Below are 21,891 nucleotides of genomic sequence, written 5' to 3'. Positions count from 1 at the left end.
AGTCGCGGAACATCGACCGTTTCTGAGTGTTTTCGTTCGATTGGTAGGAATTCACCATCGAAACAGGGAGTACTCGCCGATGAAAGGTCCAGACGTTTCGCTAGAACATCTTCAGCGCGCACTGACGATGGAACTCACAACGATCAATACGTACCTGTATCAGGAGCGAAGGCTCGATGATTGGGGGATAGACCGCCTCGCCGCGAGAATGCGCGAGGAAACCAATGAGGAGCGGGAGCACGCCAGCTTGTTCCTCACTCGAATGCTGTTTCTCGAGGGCGAGCCTGACATGCAGACAATCGACCCAGTGGATCGGCCGGAAAGTGTTCGCTCGATATTCGAAACCCAGCACCGGATGGAATGCGAGGCGCGCGAGTACTACGATAAGGCGGCGAACGAGTGCCAGAAAGCTGGAGATCTCGGCTCTTTCGATCTCTTCATGCGGATACTTCGGCAGGAAGAAGAGCACATTGATTTCGTAGAAGAGCAGTTTGATCTCATGAACCTGATGGGCGATCAGCTCTACGTAGCCCGGCAAGTCTCGTCGGTGGGTGAGGATGGCGCGCCCTAGCTGAGAGGCGCAGCTGGAATGAACTCTTGGCAGCCGTGAAAGCTCGTAGAATCGATACGCTCTCGGACAATCGGATTCTGCGCCCACGTGAGAATGTCTGGCGCATCGAGCATTTCTCGCGGGCTGCCGTCCTGATCGACCCCGCACACTATTTCGGCGCCATGCGTGCGGCCCTACTGAAGGCCGAACGCAGGGTCTTCATCATCGGATGGGACATCCATAGCCGCACCCGTCTCGTAGGTCCGGCTGGCCGCGCCGATGACGGCTACCCCGAGGACTTAGGCGGCTTTCTGTCAGCGCTCGTCGAAAACAAGCCAGAGCTCGAGATCAACTTACTCCTATGGGACTTCGCCTTACTCTATGCCGCAGAGAGGGAGCCGTTTCCCGTCTACTCGCTGCGCTGGAATACACCCCGGCGGGTTACACTTTGCCTCGACGACGCAGTGCCGATCGGCTCTTCGCACCACCAAAAGCTGGTCGTGGTTGACGATGCAGTCGCATTCTCCGGCGGCATCGACATTACCGTGCGGCGCTGGGACACATCCGAACATCGCATTGATCAGCCGTTGCGACGCGACCCAGCCGGTGAATCCTACGGTCCCTTCCACGACATACAGATGCTCGTCGATGGTGACGCGGCGGGCGCTCTTGCTGGTCTCGCGCGAGCACGCTGGGAGTCCGCTGCGCGCGAAATAATTCCTCCGGTCGAAGCCTCTGGTGATCCCTGGCCCGAACATGTCGAACCCGACTTCTTCGACGCCGAAGCCGGCATCGCACGCACACAGCCACCGTTCGAAAAGCTGGAGGCAGTGCACGAAGTGCAGCAGCTATTTTATGACTCGATTGGCGCCGCGGAGAACACGATCTACATCGAGAACCAATTTCTCAGTTCGATTCCGCTCGCCGCTGCGCTGGCCAAAAGGCTACGCAAACGGCCGCGGCTGGAGGTGGTCATTGTCACGCCGGCAAGCCACACCTCCTGGCTCGAGGCAAGCAGCATGCGTAACGGCCGCATCCGCTTCATGCGGGAACTGATGCAGCATGACATTGCGGAACGCGTACGGGTCGTCGCCCCGGAGGTGCGCGACGGCAATCGCGCCATGCGCATCATGGTCCATTCCAAAGTAATGGTAGTCGATGATCGCCTGCTCCGCGTTGGCTCTGCCAATCTCAACAACCGCTCGATGGGCACGGATACGGAATGCGACATAGTATTCGAGGCGCGGCACGCCGATGAGCGCGAGGCGATCTCCGCGATCCGCAACCAGTTGATCGGCCACCACTGCGGCACTCGAGCCAAGGCCGTGGCGGCGGCGCTGGCCGAGAACCCCTCACTTGTCGCCCTCACCGACCAACTGGCCGCGAACGGACACCGACTTCGGCCGATCGATGATGGACGAGCAGACGGCAACGAATGGGCCGTCTATGTGGAACGCATCGCCGATCCCGAGCGTCCGATTGGGGCCGAAGAATTCACCGGCAGCGCTATAGACACAGGCGTCCAGCAGCGCGGGCTGTCGAGCACTGTCAAGGTTTGCCTCGCTGGCCTCGTAGTGCTCGCCCTGGTGATGGCCTGGCATCTCACTCCGCTATCCGATCTTGCCCAGCCCGAGACGGTGCGCAATGCGCTGGAGTGGATTGCCACAACGCCCTGGGGCCCGCTGGTGGTGCTCGCCGTATTCGTTGTGGCCAGCGTGCTGCTTTTTCCAGTCACTGTGCTGATCGCAGCTACAGCCGCTGCCGTCGGCCCCTGGCTCGGCTTCGCCTATGCGGCGGCCGGATCGCTACTCAGCGCACTCATCTCGTTCGGCATCGGTGCCCTGATAGGTAGTCGGACACTGACGGACGTGCTTGGTCCGCGGCTCAACCGCATTCGCCGCGGTGTGCGTAAGAGAGGGGTGCTAGCCGTAGCGGTGATCCGCCTAGTACCCATCGCCCCGTTCGGCGTCGTAAACCTGGTCGCCGGCGCCAGCCAGATTCGTGCTCTGGACTTTGTGCTTGGCACAGCGGTCGGCATGCTGCCCGGCATCGCCGTACTGGCTGCGGTCGGCCACCAGATTTTTGAGGTTCTGATGGAGCCCAGCCTGAAATCGCTTTTGTGGCTGACACTGGCATTGGCGGCGTGGATAGCACTGCCCTTTGGTCTGCAGGCTCTTGTCTCCAAATATTCAAGTGAATCTTCGTGAGCAGGAAGTCGCAGACCATCCGGTTCATGACCTGGAATATCAACGGCACACTCGGGTTCAATCCCGGCTTCGACCTGGCCGGCGTGATTGCCCTGATCGGCCGCTGGAAGCCAGATATTGTCGCACTGCAGGAAGTCGATTCACGCCGTCCGCCAAAGGGCGAAGACGCTTTTGCACTCCTTCAGAGTGCGCTGGGCCAACATGGTATTCCCGCGCATTCGATTGTCACTGCCGATGGTCATTACGGGCAGATTCTGATCAGCTCCTACCCGGTCATAAGGAGCGAGATTCACGATATCTCCGCGCCTGAGCACGAACCCCGCCGCGCTATCCAAGCCGAGTTGGAGACTGCTGCCGGCCCAGTGCGCGTGGTCGCCACTCATCTTGGACTCAGCATCGGCGAACGTCGCCAGCAGGCGCAGTTGTTGCTGACGCTAATCGGTGCGGCCGACATGACCACGGTAATACTCGGCGACTTTAATGACTGGCTTTTTGTCGGTTCTGTGCGGTCGGCGCTCGCGAGAGTCTTGCCAGGACGCAGCCGGTTTCGCACTTTTCCCAGCTTCCTTCCGTTGCTGCGCCTTGACCGCATTTACTGCCGGCCCCGCGAGGCCGTCCACGGCATGTACACGGACAGGAACGCCCGCCGTCTCTCCGATCACCTGCCGGTAATCGCCGACCTAGCGGTGACGCAACTCTAGTGCAAAGCGCGTAGACCCTCGCCGCATATTCAGGTGCCTAGTCAATGGGGGCATGGAATCGCGACGTCCACCCAGACCTTGCAGCACTTGGTCAATTCGATTGGTCGAGATAGTCGGGGTCGAACGCTGCAAGTTCTGAAAGCTTCGATAGATCCTTGATATGAAGCGTGCCCTTTTCTAGCGACACCAAGTTCCTTTCACGCAGTTGCCGGAGAACCCGGTTCACATGGATGCTCGTGAGACCAAGCGCGTCGGCAAGATGCTCCTGCGTGAGAGGGCACCTATAGTCCCCACCCGCACCCAGCCCCGCGAAGTCCATTCTTTTGCATATCTCGAGCAGAAAATGCGACAAGCGCTGGATTGCATTGCGCCGCCCCACGTTGACCAAGTGCTCGACCATGATTGCCTCGTCGCGTGCGGCACTCCACAAAATTGCCTGACCGAGCCGGGGGTGGCTCTGAATCACTTCTTGCAGCCGCTCCGCCGAAAAGACGCCGAGCTTGCTGGGCGTAATGGTCGCAAATGAATGATCTGCGGCTTTGAAAAGCCGCGCATGCACGCCGACAAAATCGCCGAGAATGGGAAAGTGGATAATCTGCCGTGTGCCGTCCTCCAGGGTTTTGTACTTGCATCCCCATCCGTCAAGCACGATCAGACAGTCGTCTTGCGAATCGCCTTCCCTGACAAACTCCGTATCTGCATCAAAATCACGGGTCTCCCGGATCATCCCGCTCAACACGGGGATCTCATCGGCTCGCAGCTGACAGAACTGAGCGACCTTACGAAAGAACGGCGCATACTCTCCGTCGTAGGAATGGTGGTGCTCGTCGGCTCCGTCCCGTCGTCCCGGCACGCGTGCTGCTCCGGATCCCCCACGATGTGGCGGCTCATTGGCCAGACGGTTGGCGCCTTGCTGCGCGAACAGGGCCGTGACCTGCATCGTGCCAACCGGAAGCCGATGGGGCTTTCGAAAGTACGTCGATATGACGCCAATGACGTGCCCGTCGGACTTGAGCAGTGGCGTGGACTGCAAAGCGCGAACGCCGGCCTTGGCTAGCGAATTCGCATTTTGCGCAAGATCGGTATCGCTCTGTATGTCCTCGCTGACGACCGGACACTTGTTCTTCAAGGCCTGACTATGGGACCTCCCCGCGCTGTTCTGCATTTTCGATAAGGCGGCACGCTCAAAACCGCGCTGCGCGACGATTTCGAGACCACTTCCATCTGGCGCCAGGAACTGAACGTCGCCGAAGTCGGCATCGTGATACTCCATGAGGGCATCGAGCATTCTTTCGGCAAGGGCTTCGGTTCCCTCACCTCGCAGCAAGCGGTCCGAGAGTTCATGCAGATCGACTGATAGTTCCAACTTGTTTGAGGGCCGCTGGATAATTTTTGCCAGCGGCGGCAATTTTCGCAATGCGATCCCTCCCGTGAATACCCAACGGTACGGCGCTGATCCTGCGCAATAATTCGCCAGGTCCGACACTACTCGGTGAAGAATAACAACGGCAATCCTAACCTCGATCAGGGCGATCTGCGGCTGTGGCCGCTACGACTCATGCGCAGATCAGACTGATCGGAAGCAGTGAAACAAGTTTCTTCCGGGAATGTTCCGGCTTCTAGCGTGGAGCGCATGAGAGCCAAGAACGAGCGTTACCGAGCATTTGCAACGGAGGTCAAACATGAAGACGCCCAACAAGGATGGCCTTGGCCACAATGATCACTTGGTGACGCTGGATCGTGACGTCGCACTCGCAGGGTTCGCCATCCTGGAATCGCTGCTCATCTCCCTCGAAGAGCGGCGCGTTCTAGGGAGGGAAGAGATCCACGGTCTCCTAAGCGATGCTGCGGAAACGCATAGGGAGCAGGCCAAGGAATCGGACGATGGCCCACGCCATTTGCGTGTCGCAAGACTGATCGAGCGAATCCGCCACGCGGGAAACGGCACAAAGCCATACAGGTTTCTGCGCTGAGTAGCGCGCGGCCCTGCAATGCTACGAGACACGGAACTTGCTCATGTATGTCACCGATCATCGCGACGACTTGTTAGACGCGGTCCCGAATCTTAGGCGCTACGCGTTTTGCATCGTGGGCCGACAAGACGAGGGCGACGCACTTGTCGAACGGGTATTGCACAACATTATGTCTGACGGCGTCCAGCTGACCGGCAGCTCATGCTCGATCTGTCTGTTCAAGGCGTTCAACGCTGATCGAAGTGTAAACACCGCCTGCCGGAACGCCGCCAAACGAAATTCGTGGACCGTCGAAGACGGGCTTCACGGCGAAATACTGTCCCTGCCAGTCAGGCTCCGGCAGATTCTTATTCTCGTGAGAACGATCGGGTTTTCCCACGAGGCTACCGCAGAGATTGTAGCTTGCCCGACTGCGGAGATCGCTGTCTGCCTCAATGGAGCTGTCGACAGAATGCTCCAGAATGCGCGCCCGCACCAAGCTCGCCGCCGGCAACGTCAAGAAGCCGTCACGCGAGAGCCACCACAGAACTGGCCCAAGGGGCGCGTGCCAAGATACGGAACGTAATCATGTCGAGCACGCGTACCGGACTAGGCGAGCTGCTCTGGCAGTTCTTAGGTGCCGGCTCTATCAAGCATTGCTTGGAAACAGACGCGACCTAGCACAGACCGCGATCGCCGTCTCGCAATGCATCAACCAGACAACGAAGAGGTTCAATGTTAGATCCTTCACAACAAAAGATCGTAGCCGGCCTGGAGTCGGAAATCCCTATGCTGAAACGATATGCACATTCGCTATCGCATAACATCACCGAAGCTGAGGATCTCGTTCAGGAGTGCCTGACGCGCGCAATAGCAAAGATCGATTCCTGGCAACCGGGTACAAATCTTCAAGCTTGGCTGATCGTCATTCTACGGAATGTTTTCTACAATGATCGTCGTCGCGAAAAGCGCGAACGCTTGTCGTTCAGCGCTCTTAAGCTGCAAACTTCGCAGCAGGTAGATGCTCCACAAGAGTCGCGCATGATTCTTAAGACTGTTGAAGCTGCCTATATGTCCCTATCGACCGAACAACGAGAGGTCCTGACTCTGATTACTATTCAAGGCATGACATATGAGCAGACGGCTGAGCGGCTGGGCGTCAACGTCGGCACGGTAAAATCCCGGTTGTCTCGCGCCCGAACGCGGTTGCACCAGATCATGGACGGCTGCGATACTCAGTTTCGAAGTGACAAAGGTACCCGACGTGAGTCTGACGGACGCACAGATCAACGCCTACATTGACGGGAGGCTCTCACAGAAGGACCGTGCCGCTGTTGCAGCGATCCTGCTAGCTGATCCGGACCTCATGCACAAAGTCATGAGGATGGTCCTCATCAACGACGTCGTGCGCGGTCTGGGCCAACACGTCCTACAAGAGCCGCTTCCCGATACGATTCAGCAGGTGCTGGATACGAAGAAGCCGCGCGAGCCGTAAGAACTTGGCGCGCAGTTCTCTCTTGGAATGTCTTTGGCCTCGTTAACGGCTCCCCGGATAGGGACTGAGACCATGCTCAAGGGTCCAGCGGAAAATACGCCACGCGAGCCGAACAGAGTGTCGTTGCGGCACTAAGTCCCATAGCGCGCCATGATGAACGCCAAAGCCCGTCGCTTGTCGTAATGCCGGTTTGCAGGGTTTGTGAAGTCGCCAAACCACTCTCGCAAGCTCTTCGCATCGCCGTATCCTAGATCCGGCCGTGCCTGTACTACGGCAGTTGCCGCCTCCTGGACCGAGCCGTATTCTCTGATCCGCGAGAGCATCTCCCTCAAAACTTCAGCATCGCGGTCGTCGGTACCTTCTCTCGGCAGGTCTGCTTCCTTCATCTTGAAGCCAGGCACGTGCGCGGCACAAAGTTCAAACATCAGCCGCAGCCATGCGGCATCGTCGTCCAAGTCGATCTCATAGTGTCGGGCAAGCGCCTCGATTCGCTCCCAGTATGCCTCCGGACCATCATCCGGTTTCAAAGGCTCAGAAAGAATGCCGCTATATTTCTTCATAGCAGCGCCTCGGCTCCGACGACTCTCGGCCGCTCCACGGCTCAGCCACGGTCGACAAGACCGTGAACGCCTTCTCGTTCTGCGCAATGAGCGCAGCAGAAGATCGTACCCTCTTGCTCCACGCCATGACCGACCACACGCACGCCGCACTGAGCGCAAACGGGCGCCAATGCCGCGATGGCACATTCGAAACTGTCAAAGAGATGCGTCTTGCCGCCCATAATGACCGCAAACGCCTTGTCGTAATCGTTGCCGCATTGTTCACAAATGCCCATTGTCGATTTCCTTTCAGTTGTTCGCGCGCGCAGTATCCACGCGAGCGTTTCTCACCGAATCTTCTCTACAATCGCCTCGAGCCAAGCCACGACGACGAGCAGAAGCAGGGCGAGCACGACGGAGACAACGACGATCTGCCAGGAGGCAAGCCCGCAGGCGATACCGAGCGCGGCCGTAACCCAGACGGTCGCCGCCGTCGTGAGTCCCTCGACCGTGCGCGAGCTCGGATCCCTCATGATCACACCCGCGCCGATGAAGCCGATTCCGGTCATGACACCCTGAATTACGCCCTGAACAACACGGCTCAACGCATCAGGATGGTCGACCAAGTTGTTGAAGTGAACGGTCGTGATGGCTACAAGCGCGGCGCCGAGCGAAACGAGGCCAAGCGTGCGCATGCCAATCGGTTTGTTGGCATAATCACGGTTGAGTCCGACCGCCATCCCGACGCCGACCGCCGCGAGGAGCCGTGCCACAACGTCGATGAGATCGAATCCTGGCTGGTCTATACCAGCAATTGCTTCGCTAACTGACTCCATATAGCCCTGCTCCATTCGTTGGCGCCAGGCGACCGCTTGCTCTGAATGCACCCACTCCTAGGGAAGACCTCGCGTCACATGTTCTTGAGCTTCTTGTCGCTCCTCTTCTCGCGCTCGGCTTTGTCGTCACCGAGCTTTGGCGGCTCGTCTCTCCCAGTCTTCTTGGTCTCGGCGCCTCCCAGCTCCTTAAGCATTTCCTCGCTTTGTTTTTCTTCGCGCGCCCTCACCTGTCCAAGATGACCCTCCGTGCCTTCGGACTTCTCGTCAGTTTCCTTTGGGTAGGTCTTGTCGGTCATAACTCCTCCTGACTGGCGTTCTGGCTCTTAGAAGTAATTGCCGAGCACGACGGCTGCGATGACCGCCAAGGTCAGTGAGCCCACCAATACCCAGATGACTCCTGTGCTCAGCCCTTGGCGTGCTTCGGTCTTGCTCCGAACAATATGTTCATCGTCCTTGTCCACGATTGCTCTCCCTTGGTGTTCTGGTTGACCGGCTCTGCTGCGGGCCGAGCGCCGCAGTCGAGATGCTCCGGGCTTAGAGCCAGTCCGGCTAGGATACTCAGGCGCGTCGCAATGCAGCCCGGCGACGCTTAGCGCCAATTGGCGCCAGCCCAATTTACTGCGTCGGATGAAAACCCTGGATCGACGTGATTGTTCCCGGTCCACGAGCTCGGACACTTGCTGAATGATGGTGGATCGGGTGTCTAGTTCGCGTCGCCGAAACGCGCCACGTCATACTCATCGAGTATTTCAGGTATTTGCGCCCGCAGATATACGAGCGCGTATCAGCGGAAATACTTCGACAGGACAGCGAGCCCAACGAACCCCGTGGCAAAGGCTGCCGTTGAAACCCAGCGCGGCAGCCTTGGCGATGCGTCTCCTTCCGGCACAACGTCTTCAATTGTTGCCACCAGAAGGAGCCCGGCAACGACCATGAGCGCTGCGTTCTGCACCGCGGGGCTTGCATCTCTGAGCAACCAAAAACCAAGGCCACAGCTGATGACCGCGGGAGTAGCGAGCAGCACCGCCACCCAGAGACGCGCGCGTCTGGAGACGCCATCATGCTCGAGGCTTGCCGTTGCTGCGAACCCACCGGGAATATTCGCTACCGACTGACTGATGGCGATCAGAAGACCGAGCCCGCTCGACACCGCCGCGCCGACCCCGGCCATAAGTCCGTCACTCGTAAGGTCTGCGGCAACGGCGACGCAAACCATCCAGGCGCGCCCGCCGCCAATCCTTCGTGCCAGAAGCGCCATGCCCAACGCGGCCGCCGCGCCGAGTACGAACGTACCGGCCAAAACCCATGTCGGCGTGGTGGGCAGGATCCGCGGCATCAGATCGATACTGACAACGGCGATGGCAACCCCTGCGGCGCCGTGGAGTGCAGCGCCTACGATCCATTTCGGCGTTTGAACGTTGTCAGCCAAAACGCTGCCGATGAAGTTCCCGCCGGCCGGGAGAAGCGCGCAGAGCAACAGGATTCCGAAGGTTTCCATTTGGAACGACAACACCCACCGCTCCAAAAGGTTCTGAACATTCCAGCATCGCGGGGGTTAGTATCGTAAGGAAGACCGAGCAATATTGAAGAATCCAGTGACCTATCGCTACGAGCACACGACAAAGACCGTCGAGGAGAACCTGCGCGCCGTCGCGTACGGTCAGATCGACATGGCTCTGGCGGAACTCGACGACGCCGAGATGAGCGTGCAGGACAAGGTTCACCAGGTACGGAAGCGCTGTAAGAAGCTTCGCGGCCTTGTTCGCCTCGTTCGCGGTACCTTCTCGGACTACAAATCGGAGAACAGGCGGTTCCGCGATGCCGCGGCACAGCTGTCGCAGATCCGCGACGCGGAGGCCGTCATTGAGACCCATGATGATTTGATCGAACTCTTTGACGACCAAATAGACAAAATGGCTTTCTCGTCCGTTGGCGACCGACTGGAGGCTCGGCAAGAGGATATCCTTGCCGAAAAAGATATCGATCAGAAGATGGCCCAGCTCCGTGCCGACATGGTCGAGGCCCGCGACAGGGTCCAGAAGTGGCGTCTGAGTGAAAAGAGCTTCGCAGCCATCGAGGGCGGCTTGGCCAAGACATATCGGCGCGCCCGCAACGCAATGGCGGAAGCACGCGAAGAGCCGACGACGGAGAAGCTTCACGAATGGCGCAAGCGCGTGAAGTACCACTGGTACCATGCACGCCTGCTGCGAGAGATCTGGCCTCGCATGATGCGTGCCCATATCAACGCCGCAGATGAACTCGCGGACCTGCTCGGCGACCACCACGACCTTGCGGTTTATCGAGAGATCGTGCTTTCCGATCCAGCCGCGTATGGCGATGCGGACGAGATTGAAGCTCTTATCGGGCTTATCGTCGCCCACCAGTCCGTCCTGGTAGAGGATGCGTTTCTCTTGGGCGCTCGACTGTTGGCGGAGAAACCCTCCGCCCTCGTCAAGCGCTGGCGTGCATTTTGGCGCACGGCCATGCGCCAAGTGGCTGCGCAACAGCACGCGTTGGCCGCTTGATGCCCAGTTCGACCCGCTTCGAGTTCCGTGCGTGGGCCCGCAATTTCGCTACTGTCGAGGATCGCATCCGGCGTTTGGCATCCTGCGAGGATATCCGCGAGAGCATGGAGACATATGTCGTCGCACCCAAAGTGTCAGACTGCAATGTCAAGATCCGAGACAGCGCCTTGGATACCAAAACGTTGATTCACAGACGGGACGGCCTCGAACAGTGGCAGCCTGAATGGAATAGCCCATTTCCGCTTTCCGCTCGTGAGCTGGCACAGCATGTGTTCGCGCCGTTCTGCGCGGAGGCGCCGGACTTCGAGCGAGCTACGTATACTGAGGAGCAGACCATGCACGACGTATTGCGCCCGCACCCGAGTATTGCGACGGCGCTACTCTTCAAGCGACGCTTCTCATTCTCAATACACGGCTGCATGGTCGAGCGGGTCCAAGCCACGATCAACGGCGCGAGTCTGGAAAGTATCGCGATCGAGTCGCTGGATCCGGAGACTGTCACCGAACTCCGCCGCAGGCTTGGTCTCGCTGGCTTCCACAATGTCAGCTACCCTCGCCTCGTTCAGCATGTCATCGGGATGAACCCGCTGCAAGACGGCTTTGAGGAGGGCGGAAAGCTTGGCCCAGGAAATTGAGCGCAAGTTCATCGTTAAAGGAGATGCCTGGCGGGGACTAGCGCCCGGCACCTCATACCGCCAAGGCTACCTGGCGACGAGCACATCGCGGAGTGTGCGAGTTCGCGCCGCCGGCGATAAGGCATATCTCACGATCAAGGGAGCGACGTTGGGCGCAACCCGGTTGGAGTTCGAGTATGAGATTCCGAATGACGAAGCGAACGAGATGCTCGATCGACTGTGCGACAAGCCGATCATCGAGAAGACGCGCTACCGTATTGCCTTCGGCGGATTTACCTGGGAGGTTGACGAGTTCCATGGCGCGAATGCTGGCTTGATCGTCGTCGAGATAGAACTTGAGTCCGAAGACCAAGCGTTCGACGAGCCGGCCTGGGTCGGCAAGGAAGTCACCGAGGATCCGCGCTATTACAACGCCAATTTGGCCAAGCGGCCATTCTGCGATTGGTAGCCTCGGTCGAGGAACGCACTCAGTTCCACGCGGCCTCGCTTTTCTGTTCGTAGTGTTTGAAGGCTGAATTCAATCCTATCAGCACTTCGGCGGTCGTCTCGAACATCGCCTTCAACTGAGGCTCATCGATCTTCTCGATGTCGTGTCGAAGGTGATCGACTGTTTGCTCGAGGCGATCCTGCATTTTTGCTATGTGCTGTCTCGACTCGATCGAATTACTAGTCATGCGAACCTCCATTCTTTCGTGATCGCCCCGTCGCGGTGCTGCGACGGCGGATCTCACTGAATTCGTCCGACACAGGTCCACGCCGCGTTGCCCGTCAGTCGAACTCAGCAGTTGTCTTGCGATTCTCCCCGAGATCCGGCTTCTCGCCGGTGACACGCGCCTTGGCAAACTCAAACGCCGCCTGGGCCGAACTGGCTGGCCCGTCCCACATTTCGGCGCGATCAAGATCCACGCGCATCACCAAAAGGTTCGGATCATCGGGACCGCTCCACCAGGCTTCCTGCTTCTTGTTCCACAGGCTTCGCGCACGCTCCGGGTCATGTTCGACAGTCGCCTTGCCCGTCAGGCTCAGATAGGCCTTTTCCGCCGAATGGATAAAGCACAGGCAAACGTGAGGATGCGCCTTCACCTCATCGTCCTTGAGGCCACGGCGATCCGTGAGGAACCAGATCGCCGCGTCTTTGGTATCAGGCCGTGCCTCCATCGGCCGGGCTCGAGGCCCGTCAATGGCATTCGTTACCAGCATGCAGATGTTCGCGTTGCCGACAACCTCCCACACACGATTTTCAATATTGTGTTCGTCATTGCTCATGCCACCTCGCAGGGATGCAATAGCGATCTAGTGTGAAGCGACCGCACCCTCCTTCCGGTGCGATCGCATGCACGCTGCTAGTCCCAATCGTCATCGCATTTGTACTTCCAACGACCGAGCAAACCCTTCTTCCAGTAGCAATGCGGGAAACGGGGCGGACCCCAGGTCCGCGCATAGCCCGGGATAGGACCACGATAGCCGGGAAGCCAAGTGCAGCGGCGTCCACGACAGTCCCACGCAGCTTTTTGGACAACATTGGCTTGAACTGGGCTGCCCGAAGCTACCGGTCCCACCGATGCGGCTTCAACAGGTGTGGCGTAGCCCGCGGCCAGGACACCGGCGGCGAGAGCCGCGGTCAATAAGAACCTATTTGTCATTATCGCCTCCGTGACTGATTCACTGAATTGGCAACACTCCGACACGGCAGTTGTTCCACACGGAGGATGTCACCTGCCGACGCGCAACCGGATGTCGACGGAACAATCGCGAGCAGACCTTGTTTACCCGACATGGATGAAGAGGCCGCTCCGTGTGGCCGACATAACTAGGAGGTCAATATGCATCCCAAGATTCTGACAGCTCTGACGCTGACTCTCCCCTTGCTCGCCACCGCTTCTCCGGCAGCGCTCGCCGCATCGAGCGAGACGGCGACGCAGGCTGAAGCTCAAGGGGAGACAAACCGTTCGGACGACAGTGCGAAGTCCATGAAGGACTCGGACAAGACCATGGATGAAGCCAAAAACAAGGACACCTCCATGGACAAGGCTGACGCCGACGACTCTGACATGAAGACGGCAAGCGACATCGATTACGTCACGCAGCAGCGGCCTTCGGAGTGGTCGGCTCAGGCACTGATTGGCCGAGATGTACTCAACAAGAAAGGCGAAGAGCTCGGTGAGGTCAACAATGTGATCATCAATGAAAGCGGCAGCGTCGTCGCTGTAACGATCGGCGTGGGCGGCTTCCTGGGCCTCGGCGAAAAGGATGTCGGCGTACCGTTTGACGATCTGGAGTTTGAAACCGCAGCAGCGTCCAAGGGGGCGGCCGACAGCGGCGAGTCGACCGACGAGGAGCGCACCGCTCAAGACGAGACCACTCATTCGCCCAGCTACGGAACGGCGTTGGAGCGGTTCGAGCGCGAGCATGACGACACCCAGGTTGTCCTGGATGCGACGCGCAGCCAACTGAAGAGTGCGCCTGACTTCATGTGGCTGGACGAGCAGGCGGACAAGCATACTGAGATCGAAGGCAAGACAACCACTCGATAGTCCACCGAGTGGTGATCCTTCGGGCGCCCGCAGCAAGGCTCCTGCGTGCTGTATCGATATCGATCAGCGCGTGGGAGCCTTGTATTTCCTAGTCACTGAGCGGACAGTTTTTGATCGGGGCGCTGAATCTCAGTCCCTCGGAATAGAGCAGAACCGAGCATCGCTTTGGAATGCGCGACACCCGGAAGACGAATCGACCAACAGCGTTGCTGCGCGTCACCAGGGTCCGGCTCAATGACACGTACTGCAGCGGCTCGGCGGTTTTTCCGCGAACGATAAGTAGGCCACGATCATAATGTGCCTTGGCCGACCACACTTCCGCATAGCCGGGCTCAGCGAGACAAACGAGTCCGGTTACAGCAGCAGCCAACGCAATCACGCTCCTTCTATGCCGCGCCATGAACTCTCGGCTTCTATTAGAGATCTCAGTTTTCATGATTCCTCTTGTCGAAAGGAGCAACGGGCTGCCCGTCATTGAGCGAGCAATGGATGGTCACGGACTGTGACTGCGCCGCGTAGCGGCTGGTCGCGCTCCACTACTCCTTGGCGGCAAGTTCGCGGCGCTCCTCAGGCGTACCGACCGGTGCGCCGGCTTTAGCCAACTGCCGCCTGCGCCACAGCGGCTTCCGCAGTCGCGGCACAACCAGCAACGAAATGGGCCAAGCGAGTATGGCGCTCGCGATGACGACGATCGGAATGCCTATCCAAAGATGTTGAGACAGACTCTCGATCGAAAGCACGAGCGCAATTCCGATACCGAAGAGAACGGCATTCGTCATGCCGTAGATCACCAGTCCTATACGACTTCGTGTCGACAGCTCGTTTGTAGGGGTCATTGGATTCGTCCTACCATGTTGATTCAAGTGCCAACGGCTCCAGCCCGTGTGGAAGAGCGTTAGAGCGCGGCGATCGACGACGCGTACTAACCGTCGTTCTTGTGTTCGGGCTTTCCATGCCGCGGTGTGGAGGCCATCTCTTCCAGCTGCGCTTCCGTCATCGACTGGTACATGTCTTTCGATGCACCCTTCAGCGCGCTTACGTTCTGCTCTCCACGTTTGGCAGCCAGCGCCGCACCGGCGGCTTTCTGCTGCGCCTTGGATGTTGCTGGCATTCCAACCTCCGAGATGATTCCCTTACTACGCCAACACTATTGATGCCGCGGTGTTCCAAAGGGCACATGGGACTCTTTGCGACTTAGATCAGTGAGGTGCGTGAATTTGGGAACCACGCGCTCAAGGTCGGAGCATCTGTTTTGCTGACCATTGTGCTTCTCGTTTGCCCTGTCTGGTCCCGCGGCGGCACCGCCGTTTGCTCGACATGAGCGGGGTGGGCACCCCTCGTCACTAGCGGCCCGCCGCGGGATATGTGTGGACACCGGCTACTCACTGTCGATTGCAGCATCCATTACCGTCAGACGCTATTGCGTTGGATCTCGTGGCGTCTGACCGCCGCCAGAGTTTGACGGCAGGGAAGCGTGCTTCTGCACCCAGCCCTTGTCACAGCCCATCTTAAACTCGGACTCGGAGACTTTTCCGTCTCCGCTCTTGTCCACCATTTCGAAGTTCACGATGTGCCCACTTAAGGTGTCCTTGGAATTCCTCCAGATGCGTTCGCAATCTGCTTGGTCAAGCACAGCCGTTGGCCTCCCGGAAGGAGGAACACCTTCTGGCTTCTCAGGAACGGGAGCTCCGCCGCCGCCAAGGGCGTAGCTCGTCGTCGCGAGCAACGCTGTTATCGCCAAGATTGCAAGTCTCATGAAAAGCGCTCCTTTCGTCTCTAATCTTCGATTAGGAGCCGCGCCGACATCACATGCCGCAGGCAAAGTTCTGTCTGCGAATGATGTCGAGCTGAACGCTACGGCGCTTGCTGGACGGCGTGTCAGGTCAGTCCGATCAAATCGGGTGCTTCGGCCGCACGCCGCCACGCCTCGTCGTGAATCATACGCCACGACACCGCTTGAACGTGTTTAGTTAAGGCGAGCTGTGAGCCCTGCACGTCCATCATTGGCTCAGTCTTAGCGTTCACTCTGGAGCTATGTATTCTAGTACACACGTCAAGGGCAGGCGTGAAAACGTGATGGCGACCCAAGAATCGCTTGGATCTTGAGTTTTTCGACCAGTTTGCGCTTCGCACGGCCGTTTTCGCCAAGCCATGCGGATCACATTTTTGCTGGGGCCTTTGTTATGGACGCCGACCGGACCTATATCGATAGAGCAACCCTGTTGATGGGGTGTGCCGGCACGATGAACCGAAGCCACGTCCGATGACGAGGCTTCGCCTTACCGCCCAATGGCGAGTAAGCGCTGACCGGCATTGATCAATGGATGAGGTGAACAGCGACAAGTTTTCACCTCGATCCTCAAGCGGCGGCTTCTGACCGCAGCTCACTGATTTCCGCTTCTGGACGCGGGCGGGCGTCCTTAGTGCTGTAGGTCCATGTCGCCTCGAAAGGAGTGCTGATATGGCAAAGATTCTCTGTGTTCTCTATGACGATCCGGTCGATGGCTATCCGCCGCAATATGCGCGGGACAGCATCCCCGAGATTGAACATTACCCAGATGGAATGACGACGCCGACCCCGAGCGGGATAGACTTCAAGCCGGGCGCACTGCTTGGCTCTGTTTCCGGTGAGCTCGGCCTTCGAAAATTCCTCGAGGATGCCGGCCATGAGCTTGTGGTGACGTCCGACAAAGATGGGCCAAACTCTGAGTTCGAGAAGCAGTTGGTTGACGCTGATGTGGTCATTTCCCAGCCATTCTGGCCGGCCTATTTGACCGAGGAACGGATTGCCAAGGCCAAGAAGCTGAAGCTCGCCATCACCGCGGGTATCGGTTCGGACCACGTTGATCTCCAAGCAGCGATCGACAATGACATTACTGTAGCAGAGGTGACCTTCTGCAATTCGATCAGCGTGGCTGAGCACGTGGCCATGATGATCCTCGCGCTCGTACGCAACTACATCCCGTCTTATCAATGGGTCATCAAAGGTGGATGGAATATCGCCGATTGCGTGGAACGCGCCTATGACGTCGAGGGGATGCACATCGGCACGGTCGGCGCGGGCCGTATTGGCCTTGCGGTGCTCAAACGGTTGAAGCCATTCGATGTTAAGCTGCATTACACGGACAAGCACCGGCTGCCGACAAAGGTGGAGAAGGAACTTGGCCTGACCTACCACCCTGACGCTGAATCGCTCGTCAAGGTGTGTGACGTGGTCACCGTCAATGCCCCGCTCCATCCTGGTACGGAGCACATGTTCAACGACGAGCTTATCAGTAGGATGAAGCGCGGCAGCTATCTCGTGAACACCGCACGGGGCAAAATCGCAGACCGCGATGCCGTCGTACGTGCTCTCGAGAGTGGACAGCTGGCAGGCTACGCCGGTGACGTCTGGTTTCCGCAGCCAGCTCCGCGAGAGCACCCCTGGCGAACGATGCCTCATCACGGCATGACGCCCCACGTCTCGGGCACGACGTTATCCGCTCAGGCGCGGTACGCCGCTGGTACACGCGAGATATTGGAGCACTTCTTCGCTGGCAAGGGGCTGCGCGACGAGTACCTAATCGTCGAGCGCGGCAAGTTGGCCGGTGCGGGCGCACATGCCTACACGGCTGGCGACTCCACCAAGGGTTCCGAAAAAGCGGCTGAGTTCAAAAAGGCTAGCTGAACCCACTTGATGTAGGACCTGGTTCCGAGGCGGCGTTCTCAGCGATCGTCTCGGAGCTGGCTTCTCTGGATGTTTTGATCACAAGGATCTCTTCGCACCCTGGGCCCTGAATGCCGGCTACTGGCACCGAGCGGATGTCGCGTGGCGGCCCCTATCTATGTCGGCTCTGTGCCATTAGCGGACCTCTGAACTAATACTGATACCCCAGCCCGAAGATGAACTTCTGTGTGTCCACGGCGAAATCGTCGGCCTGGTAGTTGGCGTATTTGGCTTGGGCGTAGAAGCCATCCTTCAAAGGCATGTAGGAGTAGAAGTCGAACTCCGACCCGTAGTCGAGGTCCTGCACCGCCGAGCGATACTCGTGGTACTGCGCCAAGAGGAGCAGCCCGCCGAAATAGCTGAACGGGCCGTCAGAACTTGCCGGTACCTTATATTTGGCTTGCACGTAGAAATCCTGCAGGCCCGTCGGCGGCGTCACCAGGAAGATGTCGGCAAAGCCGTTGAAGACGTGCCCCGTGGCAAGCGGCGTCTGGAATGCGGCCACACCCTTGTCGCTGCCGAGGAGTTCGTAAATGAGCGTGCCGGTGAACCCGCCGTAGGACAACCCCTGCTCGACCCGCACATAGTCCGCATCATAGTTGATCGGCTGATCGCCGTAATCGGTCTGGTGCGCGTATTCGAGACGATACACATAGCTCCGCTTCTCGCTGAGCTTCTGCTTGCCCTTCAGAAAGCCGCCGAAGCTCGCGTTCGAGAGAAAATCGAGGTCATAGAGGTCGATCAGGTAGGTGTAGGCCGTCAGCTTGCCGAAGCCGTACTCCTTGCTCTGCGCATGCATCAGGTGGATGTTGGACTGGATGTTCCCGACCGGCGACCGGTCGCTGAAGATCCGGTTCACGTTGCCGATATAGGCGTAGAGGAGTTCCCAATCGGGAAGGGCCGTGATGGTCGCCTTCCCGCCGTCGAACGTCTGGTCGTTCTGACGCCAGGCCACGGAACCGACGAAACGCATATTGTCCAGGTTCTCGAGAAAGCGCCCGCCAAGAAGCGCGACACCCGGGATGTTGTGCGACTCAAGATAGGCCTGATCGACCTCCGCGGACTCGACGTCGGCGACGACGGGAAACTGGGTGCGGCCGTTGATGGTGTTGTTGAAGTCGTCCGGTCCGAGCTCGAGAACGAACTCGCCCTCGACGCCGGCCCGGAAGCCATGGAAGAAACCAGATTCGACGCCAGTCTTGTTCCGTATCGTGGAGGCGTTGGCGTCTCTCGGCTTGTTGGCCTGATCTACCCATTCGTAGCGGTAGCGCGTATCGGTCCAGAACATTCCGTTCAGAATGCCCTCATGCGGGGGCTCATGGCGGGTCGGCGACCCAGCCTGCGGGTTGTAGAGAGGACTCTGCGCCGATGCGTCGGCGCTGAACATCATGACAACGGCGAAGCACGCCGCCCCTGCCTTCAAAACTTGCGCCGCTCCACACCGCCGCTTGTACTCGAGTGTCGTCATAGTTTGGATAGCCCCCGCTATTCATGCTTGTTGATTACGCCTGCGCTCCCGCAAGGGCGCGTTCCCCCTGATTGCTCTTTATGAGCTTCTTGATTTCCGGCTGGCACGAGCCGCAGTTCGTGCCTGCTTTGAGGCAAGCGCCCACGTCTTCCACAGAAGTGGCTGCGCCGCTTGTGATCAGCGTCTCGATGGCCTTGAGCCCCACGCCGAAGCAGGCGCAAACGACTGGGCCGGTGTCAGCGGCTCCTTCGGCGGCGTGTCCAGCAAGCAATGCCTTGCGCTGTCTCGCATCGATCGTGTCCGCAGTAAGTTGCGTCTTCAGCCAGTCGATGCCGGGCAATGCGGATGCTGACGACGAAATGTAGACGCAGGCCTCGAGCTGCTGTTCGCGCACGACCGCCGCGCGATACTGCCCTTGCTCTTCGTCGTGCAACTCAATAAAGCCGCCATTGGTACCGAGAAGTCGTTGGGCGGCGCTCTTCCACGTGCTCGGGTCGGCATCGACTGCGAACCGCATGAGGGTCCCGCCAGCAACAGCCGCGCGCGCCCACCAGTAGTCAGCGGGAAGCGACACAGGATCCCGTGACAGAAGAAGCCCATGAGCTGCAAACCGTACCGGGGCAAGCTTCACGGGCGTGGCCTTCATGTCCGGTTGACCGGAATGCGGATCGCGGACGGCATGGACCACGGCGCCCACCCGTGCGTTGGACGCCGTCTCGGCATTCCAATGCATGGGAGCGAACAGCTCGCCGCGCCGTTGCCCCTCGCTCACGCGCACGCGCAACACGGCGCTACCGTGTTCCGAGGTGACCCGCGCCAAACCGCCATCCGTCAAATCCGTGACAACAGCGTCGGCCCGGCAAACCTCCACGTATGGTTCATCGATATGACCGCTTAGCCGGGGCGACTTCCCAGTACGGGTCATGGTGTGCCAGTGATCACGGACACGGCCCGTGTTCAGCCGGTAGGCGAATGGCGCCTTACAGCTTGCGGCCGGCTGCAGTGGCTCCACGGCGACGAAACGGGCGCGCCCGTCCGGCGTGTCGAACCGGCCTTCGGCGAAGACGCGCGACACCCCCCGCGCTGCTCCCTCACGCATGGGCCACTGAACAGGCTCGAGTTCCTCATAGTCGAAAGAGCTGAGCGTACTGAGGCCGCCAATGTCGAAGTCACGGTCGCCGCGATTCTCGAAGGCCGAGAGGGCAGCGTGCTCCCGGAAAATGTCATGCGGGTTTCGGAAACCGAATGCCTCGCCATAGCCGAGCCGCTTTGCGGCTTCGCAGATCATCCACCAATCCGGCTTCGCCTCGGCAGGCGGAACCAGGAACGCGCGCTGGCGCGAAATCCGCCGCTCCGAGTTGGTGACCGTCCCGTCTTTTTCGCCCCAGGTCGCCGCGGGCAGAAGCACGTCGGGCCGCGCGTTGACCGTATCGTTGGACGAGACCGCCTCGGAAAGAACGAAGAGATCGAGCTTCGTCAGCGCTGCCCTCATGTCGTCGGCACGGGGAAGACTCACGATCGGGTTCGTTGCCATTACCCAAAGAGCCTTAATGCGCCCGTCCTGGACGGCCTCGAAGAGATCTACCGCCTTGAGGCCAGGCCGCGTGGCCATGGAAGGGGCGTTCCAGAAGCGCCTGACGCGATCGATCTCGGCCGGCGCGAAGTCCATATGCGCGGCAAGCTGATTGGCGAGCCCCCCGACCTCACGGCCGCCCATCGCATTTGGCTGTCCTGTCAGCGAGAACGGCCCCATGCCCTCCTTGCCGATCCGGCCCGTGGCGAGGTGGCAGTTGATGATTGCATTGACCTTGTCCGTCCCCTGCGCCGCCTGATTGACGCCTTGCGAGTAGAGGGTGACGGCCTTCTCCGTGACGCAGAACAAGACGAAGAACGCCGCCACATCCTGCACGTTCAGATCGCACGCTCGCGCCACGGCATCGATCGTTGGTGCGATCGCGCGCGCACGAGAGAGCGCCTCGGCAAAACCGTCCGTGCGGTTTTCGACAAACGCCGTGTCGATGGCGCCGTTGTCGGCCAGATAGACGAGGAGCCCCGAGAACAGGACGCTGTCCGCGCCGGGCGCGATCTGCAGAACGAGATCGGCATCCTCCGCCGTCGTCGTGCGGCGCGGATCGATGACGACGATGCGCGCACCGCGTTCGTTCCTGTTCTTGACCATCCGCTGATGCAGGATCGGATGGCACCAGGCCGCATTCGATCCCGTCAGCACAAGGAGGTCCGCGGTGCCGAGATCCTCGTAGCAGCCCGGAACAATGTCGGCGCCGAAGGCTCGCTTGTGTCCCGCCACCGACGAGGCCATGCAAAGACGCGAATTGGTGTCGATGTTCGCCGAACCCAGAAAGCCCTTCATGAGCTTGTTGGCGACGTAGTAGTCCTCGGTCAAAAGCTGGCCGGAGACGTAGAACGCAATCGAGTCGGGGCCGTGTCGATCCAACGACTCGCGAAAGCCTCGCGCGACCTGGTTGAGCGCAGTGTCCCAGGACACTTTTGCCATATGGCCATCATCCCCCCGCAACATGGGATGATGCAGCCGTCCGTCGAAGCTGAGCGTCTCGCCGAGGGCGGACCCTTTCGAGCACAGCCGGCCGAAATTGGCCGGGTGGTCGGGATCACCGCTAATGAGAGTCCCGCCTTTGCCGTCCGGCGCCGCAAGGACACCGCAACCGACCCCACAATAGGGGCAGGTCGTGCGCACCGGCGGGACGGTGAGCGGAAGGTCCAT

The 21,891-nt window shown here is 59.4% G+C and carries 27 protein-coding genes; 12 read left to right on the top strand and 15 right to left on the bottom strand.

All coding sequences use genetic code 11. The features are described from left to right. Nucleotides 1-79 precede the first annotated feature (79 nt). From DCY11_RS10285 to DCY11_RS10275, 3 genes are read left to right on the top strand one after another with little or no spacing between them, the layout of a single operon-like run. Complete coding sequence (locus tag DCY11_RS10285) at nt 80-571, top strand: bacterioferritin (protein ID WP_108682807.1); 492 nt, start codon at nt 80-82, stop codon at nt 569-571. A 35-nt stretch (nt 572-606) separates the two neighbouring features. After that, nucleotides 607-2,757 carry a VTT domain-containing protein gene (locus DCY11_RS10280; protein ID WP_245409517.1) on the top strand — a complete coding sequence of 717 codons (2,151 nt, stop codon included), beginning with the start codon at nt 607-609 and terminating at the stop codon, nt 2,755-2,757. 26 nt (nt 2,758-2,783) lie between these two features. Continuing rightward, nucleotides 2,784-3,458, top strand: a complete 675-nt coding sequence (locus tag DCY11_RS10275) for an endonuclease/exonuclease/phosphatase family protein (RefSeq protein ID WP_108683786.1) — start codon at nt 2,784-2,786, stop codon at nt 3,456-3,458. 91 nt (nt 3,459-3,549) lie between these two features. Here the strand turns inward: DCY11_RS10275 and DCY11_RS10270 are convergent, their stop codons facing one another. Continuing rightward, entirely contained in the window at nt 3,550-4,875 is a 1,326-nt protein-coding gene (locus tag DCY11_RS10270) for a helix-turn-helix domain-containing protein (protein ID WP_159079940.1), read from the bottom strand. Nucleotides 4,876-5,140: 265 nt separating this feature from the next. Between DCY11_RS10270 and DCY11_RS10265 the strand changes: the two genes are divergently transcribed. From DCY11_RS10265 to DCY11_RS10250, 4 genes are all read left to right on the top strand, one after another. Continuing rightward, the gene (locus DCY11_RS10265; protein ID WP_108682804.1) at nt 5,141-5,431 is read left to right on the top strand and encodes a hypothetical protein; all 291 of its coding nucleotides are present in this window, start codon (nt 5,141-5,143) and stop codon (nt 5,429-5,431) included. A 43-nt stretch (nt 5,432-5,474) separates the two neighbouring features. Then, a complete protein-coding gene (locus tag DCY11_RS16180; protein ID WP_108682803.1) occupies nt 5,475-5,996 on the top strand; it encodes a hypothetical protein in 522 nt (173 codons plus the stop codon). A gap of 149 nt (nt 5,997-6,145) precedes the next feature. Next, on the top strand, nt 6,146-6,712 hold the full coding sequence (locus tag DCY11_RS10255; RefSeq protein WP_208430445.1) for a sigma-70 family RNA polymerase sigma factor: 567 nt from the start codon (nt 6,146-6,148) through the stop codon (nt 6,710-6,712). After that, nucleotides 6,675-6,905, top strand: coding sequence for an anti-sigma factor (locus DCY11_RS10250; RefSeq protein WP_108682802.1), 231 nt, complete (start codon nt 6,675-6,677; stop codon nt 6,903-6,905). Before DCY11_RS10255 ends, DCY11_RS10250 begins: the two co-directional genes overlap by 38 nt. Before the next feature lie 131 nt (nt 6,906-7,036). Here DCY11_RS10250 and DCY11_RS10245 read toward each other — a convergent pair whose 3' ends face one another. The 6 genes from DCY11_RS10245 to DCY11_RS10225 form a co-directional block, all read right to left on the bottom strand. Then, on the bottom strand, nt 7,037-7,465 hold the full coding sequence (locus tag DCY11_RS10245) for a hypothetical protein (protein WP_108682801.1): 429 nt from the start codon (nt 7,463-7,465) through the stop codon (nt 7,037-7,039). Between the two features lie 41 nt (nt 7,466-7,506). Continuing rightward, entirely contained in the window at nt 7,507-7,740 is a 234-nt protein-coding gene (locus DCY11_RS10240) for a hypothetical protein (protein WP_108682800.1), read from the bottom strand. A 51-nt stretch (nt 7,741-7,791) separates the two neighbouring features. Next, entirely contained in the window at nt 7,792-8,280 is a 489-nt protein-coding gene (locus DCY11_RS10235; protein ID WP_108683784.1) for an MgtC/SapB family protein, read from the bottom strand. A 74-nt stretch (nt 8,281-8,354) separates the two neighbouring features. Continuing rightward, a complete protein-coding gene (locus DCY11_RS10230) occupies nt 8,355-8,576 on the bottom strand; it encodes a hypothetical protein (protein ID WP_108682799.1) in 222 nt (73 codons plus the stop codon). 27 nt (nt 8,577-8,603) lie between these two features. Continuing rightward, nucleotides 8,604-8,741 carry a hypothetical protein gene (locus DCY11_RS15565; RefSeq protein ID WP_159079939.1) on the bottom strand — a complete coding sequence of 46 codons (138 nt, stop codon included), beginning with the start codon at nt 8,739-8,741 and terminating at the stop codon, nt 8,604-8,606. A gap of 323 nt (nt 8,742-9,064) precedes the next feature. After that, nucleotides 9,065-9,793 (bottom strand): ZIP family metal transporter, encoded by a 729-nt coding sequence (locus tag DCY11_RS10225; RefSeq protein ID WP_208430444.1) that lies wholly within the window; start codon nt 9,791-9,793, stop codon nt 9,065-9,067. Nucleotides 9,794-9,875: 82 nt separating this feature from the next. Here DCY11_RS10225 and DCY11_RS10220 point away from each other — a divergent pair, with 82 nt between their 5' ends. Genes DCY11_RS10220 through DCY11_RS10210 form a run of 3 tightly spaced genes read left to right on the top strand, consistent with a single transcriptional unit; the run spans nt 9,876 to nt 11,888 of the window. Then, entirely contained in the window at nt 9,876-10,805 is a 930-nt protein-coding gene (locus tag DCY11_RS10220) for a CHAD domain-containing protein (protein WP_108682797.1), read from the top strand. Beyond that, nucleotides 10,805-11,440 (top strand): hypothetical protein, encoded by a 636-nt coding sequence (locus tag DCY11_RS10215; RefSeq protein WP_108682796.1) that lies wholly within the window; start codon nt 10,805-10,807, stop codon nt 11,438-11,440. Before DCY11_RS10220 ends, DCY11_RS10215 begins: the two co-directional genes overlap by 1 nt. Next, nucleotides 11,424-11,888 carry a CYTH domain-containing protein gene (locus DCY11_RS10210; protein ID WP_108682795.1) on the top strand — a complete coding sequence of 155 codons (465 nt, stop codon included), beginning with the start codon at nt 11,424-11,426 and terminating at the stop codon, nt 11,886-11,888. The genes DCY11_RS10215 and DCY11_RS10210 overlap by 17 nt, the downstream gene beginning before the upstream one ends. Before the next feature lie 19 nt (nt 11,889-11,907). Here the strand turns inward: DCY11_RS10210 and DCY11_RS10205 are convergent, their stop codons facing one another. Beyond that, a complete protein-coding gene (locus tag DCY11_RS10205) occupies nt 11,908-12,114 on the bottom strand; it encodes a hypothetical protein (protein WP_108682794.1) in 207 nt (68 codons plus the stop codon). Between the two features lie 94 nt (nt 12,115-12,208). Further along, on the bottom strand, nt 12,209-12,706 hold the full coding sequence (locus tag DCY11_RS10200) for a pyridoxamine 5'-phosphate oxidase family protein (RefSeq protein ID WP_108682793.1): 498 nt from the start codon (nt 12,704-12,706) through the stop codon (nt 12,209-12,211). A 599-nt stretch (nt 12,707-13,305) separates the two neighbouring features. Here DCY11_RS10200 and DCY11_RS10195 point away from each other — a divergent pair. Further along, complete coding sequence (locus DCY11_RS10195; protein ID WP_159079938.1) at nt 13,306-13,974, top strand: PRC-barrel domain-containing protein; 669 nt, start codon at nt 13,306-13,308, stop codon at nt 13,972-13,974. Between the two features lie 88 nt (nt 13,975-14,062). Here DCY11_RS10195 and DCY11_RS15560 read toward each other — a convergent pair whose 3' ends face one another. The 4 genes from DCY11_RS15560 to DCY11_RS15555 form a co-directional block, all read right to left on the bottom strand. Next, complete coding sequence (locus DCY11_RS15560; protein ID WP_159079937.1) at nt 14,063-14,410, bottom strand: hypothetical protein; 348 nt, start codon at nt 14,408-14,410, stop codon at nt 14,063-14,065. Between the two features lie 100 nt (nt 14,411-14,510). Beyond that, a complete protein-coding gene (locus DCY11_RS10190; RefSeq protein ID WP_208430443.1) occupies nt 14,511-14,810 on the bottom strand; it encodes a hypothetical protein in 300 nt (99 codons plus the stop codon). Between the two features lie 86 nt (nt 14,811-14,896). Further along, nucleotides 14,897-15,085: a DUF3008 family protein gene (locus DCY11_RS10185; protein WP_108682791.1), complete on the bottom strand. Its 189-nt coding sequence runs from the start codon at nt 15,083-15,085 to the stop codon at nt 14,897-14,899. A gap of 306 nt (nt 15,086-15,391) precedes the next feature. After that, the gene (locus DCY11_RS15555; RefSeq protein ID WP_159079936.1) at nt 15,392-15,730 is read right to left on the bottom strand and encodes an EF-hand domain-containing protein; all 339 of its coding nucleotides are present in this window, start codon (nt 15,728-15,730) and stop codon (nt 15,392-15,394) included. A 705-nt stretch (nt 15,731-16,435) separates the two neighbouring features. Here DCY11_RS15555 and DCY11_RS10180 point away from each other — a divergent pair. Next, nucleotides 16,436-17,641 (top strand): NAD-dependent formate dehydrogenase, encoded by a 1,206-nt coding sequence (locus DCY11_RS10180; protein ID WP_108682790.1) that lies wholly within the window; start codon nt 16,436-16,438, stop codon nt 17,639-17,641. A 190-nt stretch (nt 17,642-17,831) separates the two neighbouring features. Here the strand turns inward: DCY11_RS10180 and DCY11_RS10175 are convergent, their stop codons facing one another. Both DCY11_RS10175 and DCY11_RS10170 read right to left on the bottom strand, forming a co-directional pair. After that, a complete protein-coding gene (locus tag DCY11_RS10175; RefSeq protein WP_159079935.1) occupies nt 17,832-19,148 on the bottom strand; it encodes a hypothetical protein in 1,317 nt (438 codons plus the stop codon). A gap of 34 nt (nt 19,149-19,182) precedes the next feature. Beyond that, on the bottom strand, nt 19,183-21,891 hold the full coding sequence (locus DCY11_RS10170) for a nitrate reductase (RefSeq protein WP_108682788.1): 2,709 nt from the start codon (nt 21,889-21,891) through the stop codon (nt 19,183-19,185).

Source organism: Methyloceanibacter sp. wino2 (genome assembly GCF_003071365.1).
Lineage (GTDB): Bacteria > Pseudomonadota > Alphaproteobacteria > Rhizobiales > Methyloligellaceae > Methyloceanibacter.
This window is presented reverse-complemented; position numbering and strand designations above follow the sequence as displayed.

Coding starts and splice junctions, on each gene's coding strand:
- DCY11_RS10285 (WP_108682807.1), top strand. CDS start 80: ATGAAAGGTCCAGACGTTTCGCTAGAACATCTTCAGCGCGCACTGACG.
- DCY11_RS10275 (WP_108683786.1), top strand. CDS start 2,784: ATGACCTGGAATATCAACGGCACACTCGGGTTCAATCCCGGCTTCGAC.
- DCY11_RS10265 (WP_108682804.1), top strand. CDS start 5,141: ATGAAGACGCCCAACAAGGATGGCCTTGGCCACAATGATCACTTGGTG.
- DCY11_RS16180 (WP_108682803.1), top strand. CDS start 5,475: ATGTATGTCACCGATCATCGCGACGACTTGTTAGACGCGGTCCCGAAT.
- DCY11_RS10255 (WP_208430445.1), top strand. CDS start 6,146: ATGTTAGATCCTTCACAACAAAAGATCGTAGCCGGCCTGGAGTCGGAA.
- DCY11_RS10245 (WP_108682801.1), bottom strand. CDS start 7,465: ATGAAGAAATATAGCGGCATTCTTTCTGAGCCTTTGAAACCGGATGAT.
- DCY11_RS10240 (WP_108682800.1), bottom strand. CDS start 7,740: ATGGGCATTTGTGAACAATGCGGCAACGATTACGACAAGGCGTTTGCG.
- DCY11_RS10235 (WP_108683784.1), bottom strand. CDS start 8,280: ATGGAGTCAGTTAGCGAAGCAATTGCTGGTATAGACCAGCCAGGATTC.
- DCY11_RS10230 (WP_108682799.1), bottom strand. CDS start 8,576: ATGACCGACAAGACCTACCCAAAGGAAACTGACGAGAAGTCCGAAGGC.
- DCY11_RS10215 (WP_108682796.1), top strand. CDS start 10,805: ATGCCCAGTTCGACCCGCTTCGAGTTCCGTGCGTGGGCCCGCAATTTC.
- DCY11_RS10205 (WP_108682794.1), bottom strand. CDS start 12,114: ATGACTAGTAATTCGATCGAGTCGAGACAGCACATAGCAAAAATGCAG.
- DCY11_RS10200 (WP_108682793.1), bottom strand. CDS start 12,706: ATGAGCAATGACGAACACAATATTGAAAATCGTGTGTGGGAGGTTGTC.
- DCY11_RS15560 (WP_159079937.1), bottom strand. CDS start 14,410: ATGAAAACTGAGATCTCTAATAGAAGCCGAGAGTTCATGGCGCGGCAT.
- DCY11_RS10190 (WP_208430443.1), bottom strand. CDS start 14,810: ATGACCCCTACAAACGAGCTGTCGACACGAAGTCGTATAGGACTGGTG.
- DCY11_RS10185 (WP_108682791.1), bottom strand. CDS start 15,085: ATGCCAGCAACATCCAAGGCGCAGCAGAAAGCCGCCGGTGCGGCGCTG.
- DCY11_RS15555 (WP_159079936.1), bottom strand. CDS start 15,730: ATGAGACTTGCAATCTTGGCGATAACAGCGTTGCTCGCGACGACGAGC.
- DCY11_RS10180 (WP_108682790.1), top strand. CDS start 16,436: ATGGCAAAGATTCTCTGTGTTCTCTATGACGATCCGGTCGATGGCTAT.
- DCY11_RS10175 (WP_159079935.1), bottom strand. CDS start 19,148: ATGACGACACTCGAGTACAAGCGGCGGTGTGGAGCGGCGCAAGTTTTG.
- DCY11_RS10170 (WP_108682788.1), bottom strand. CDS start 21,891: ATGGACCTTCCGCTCACCGTCCCGCCGGTGCGCACGACCTGCCCCTAT.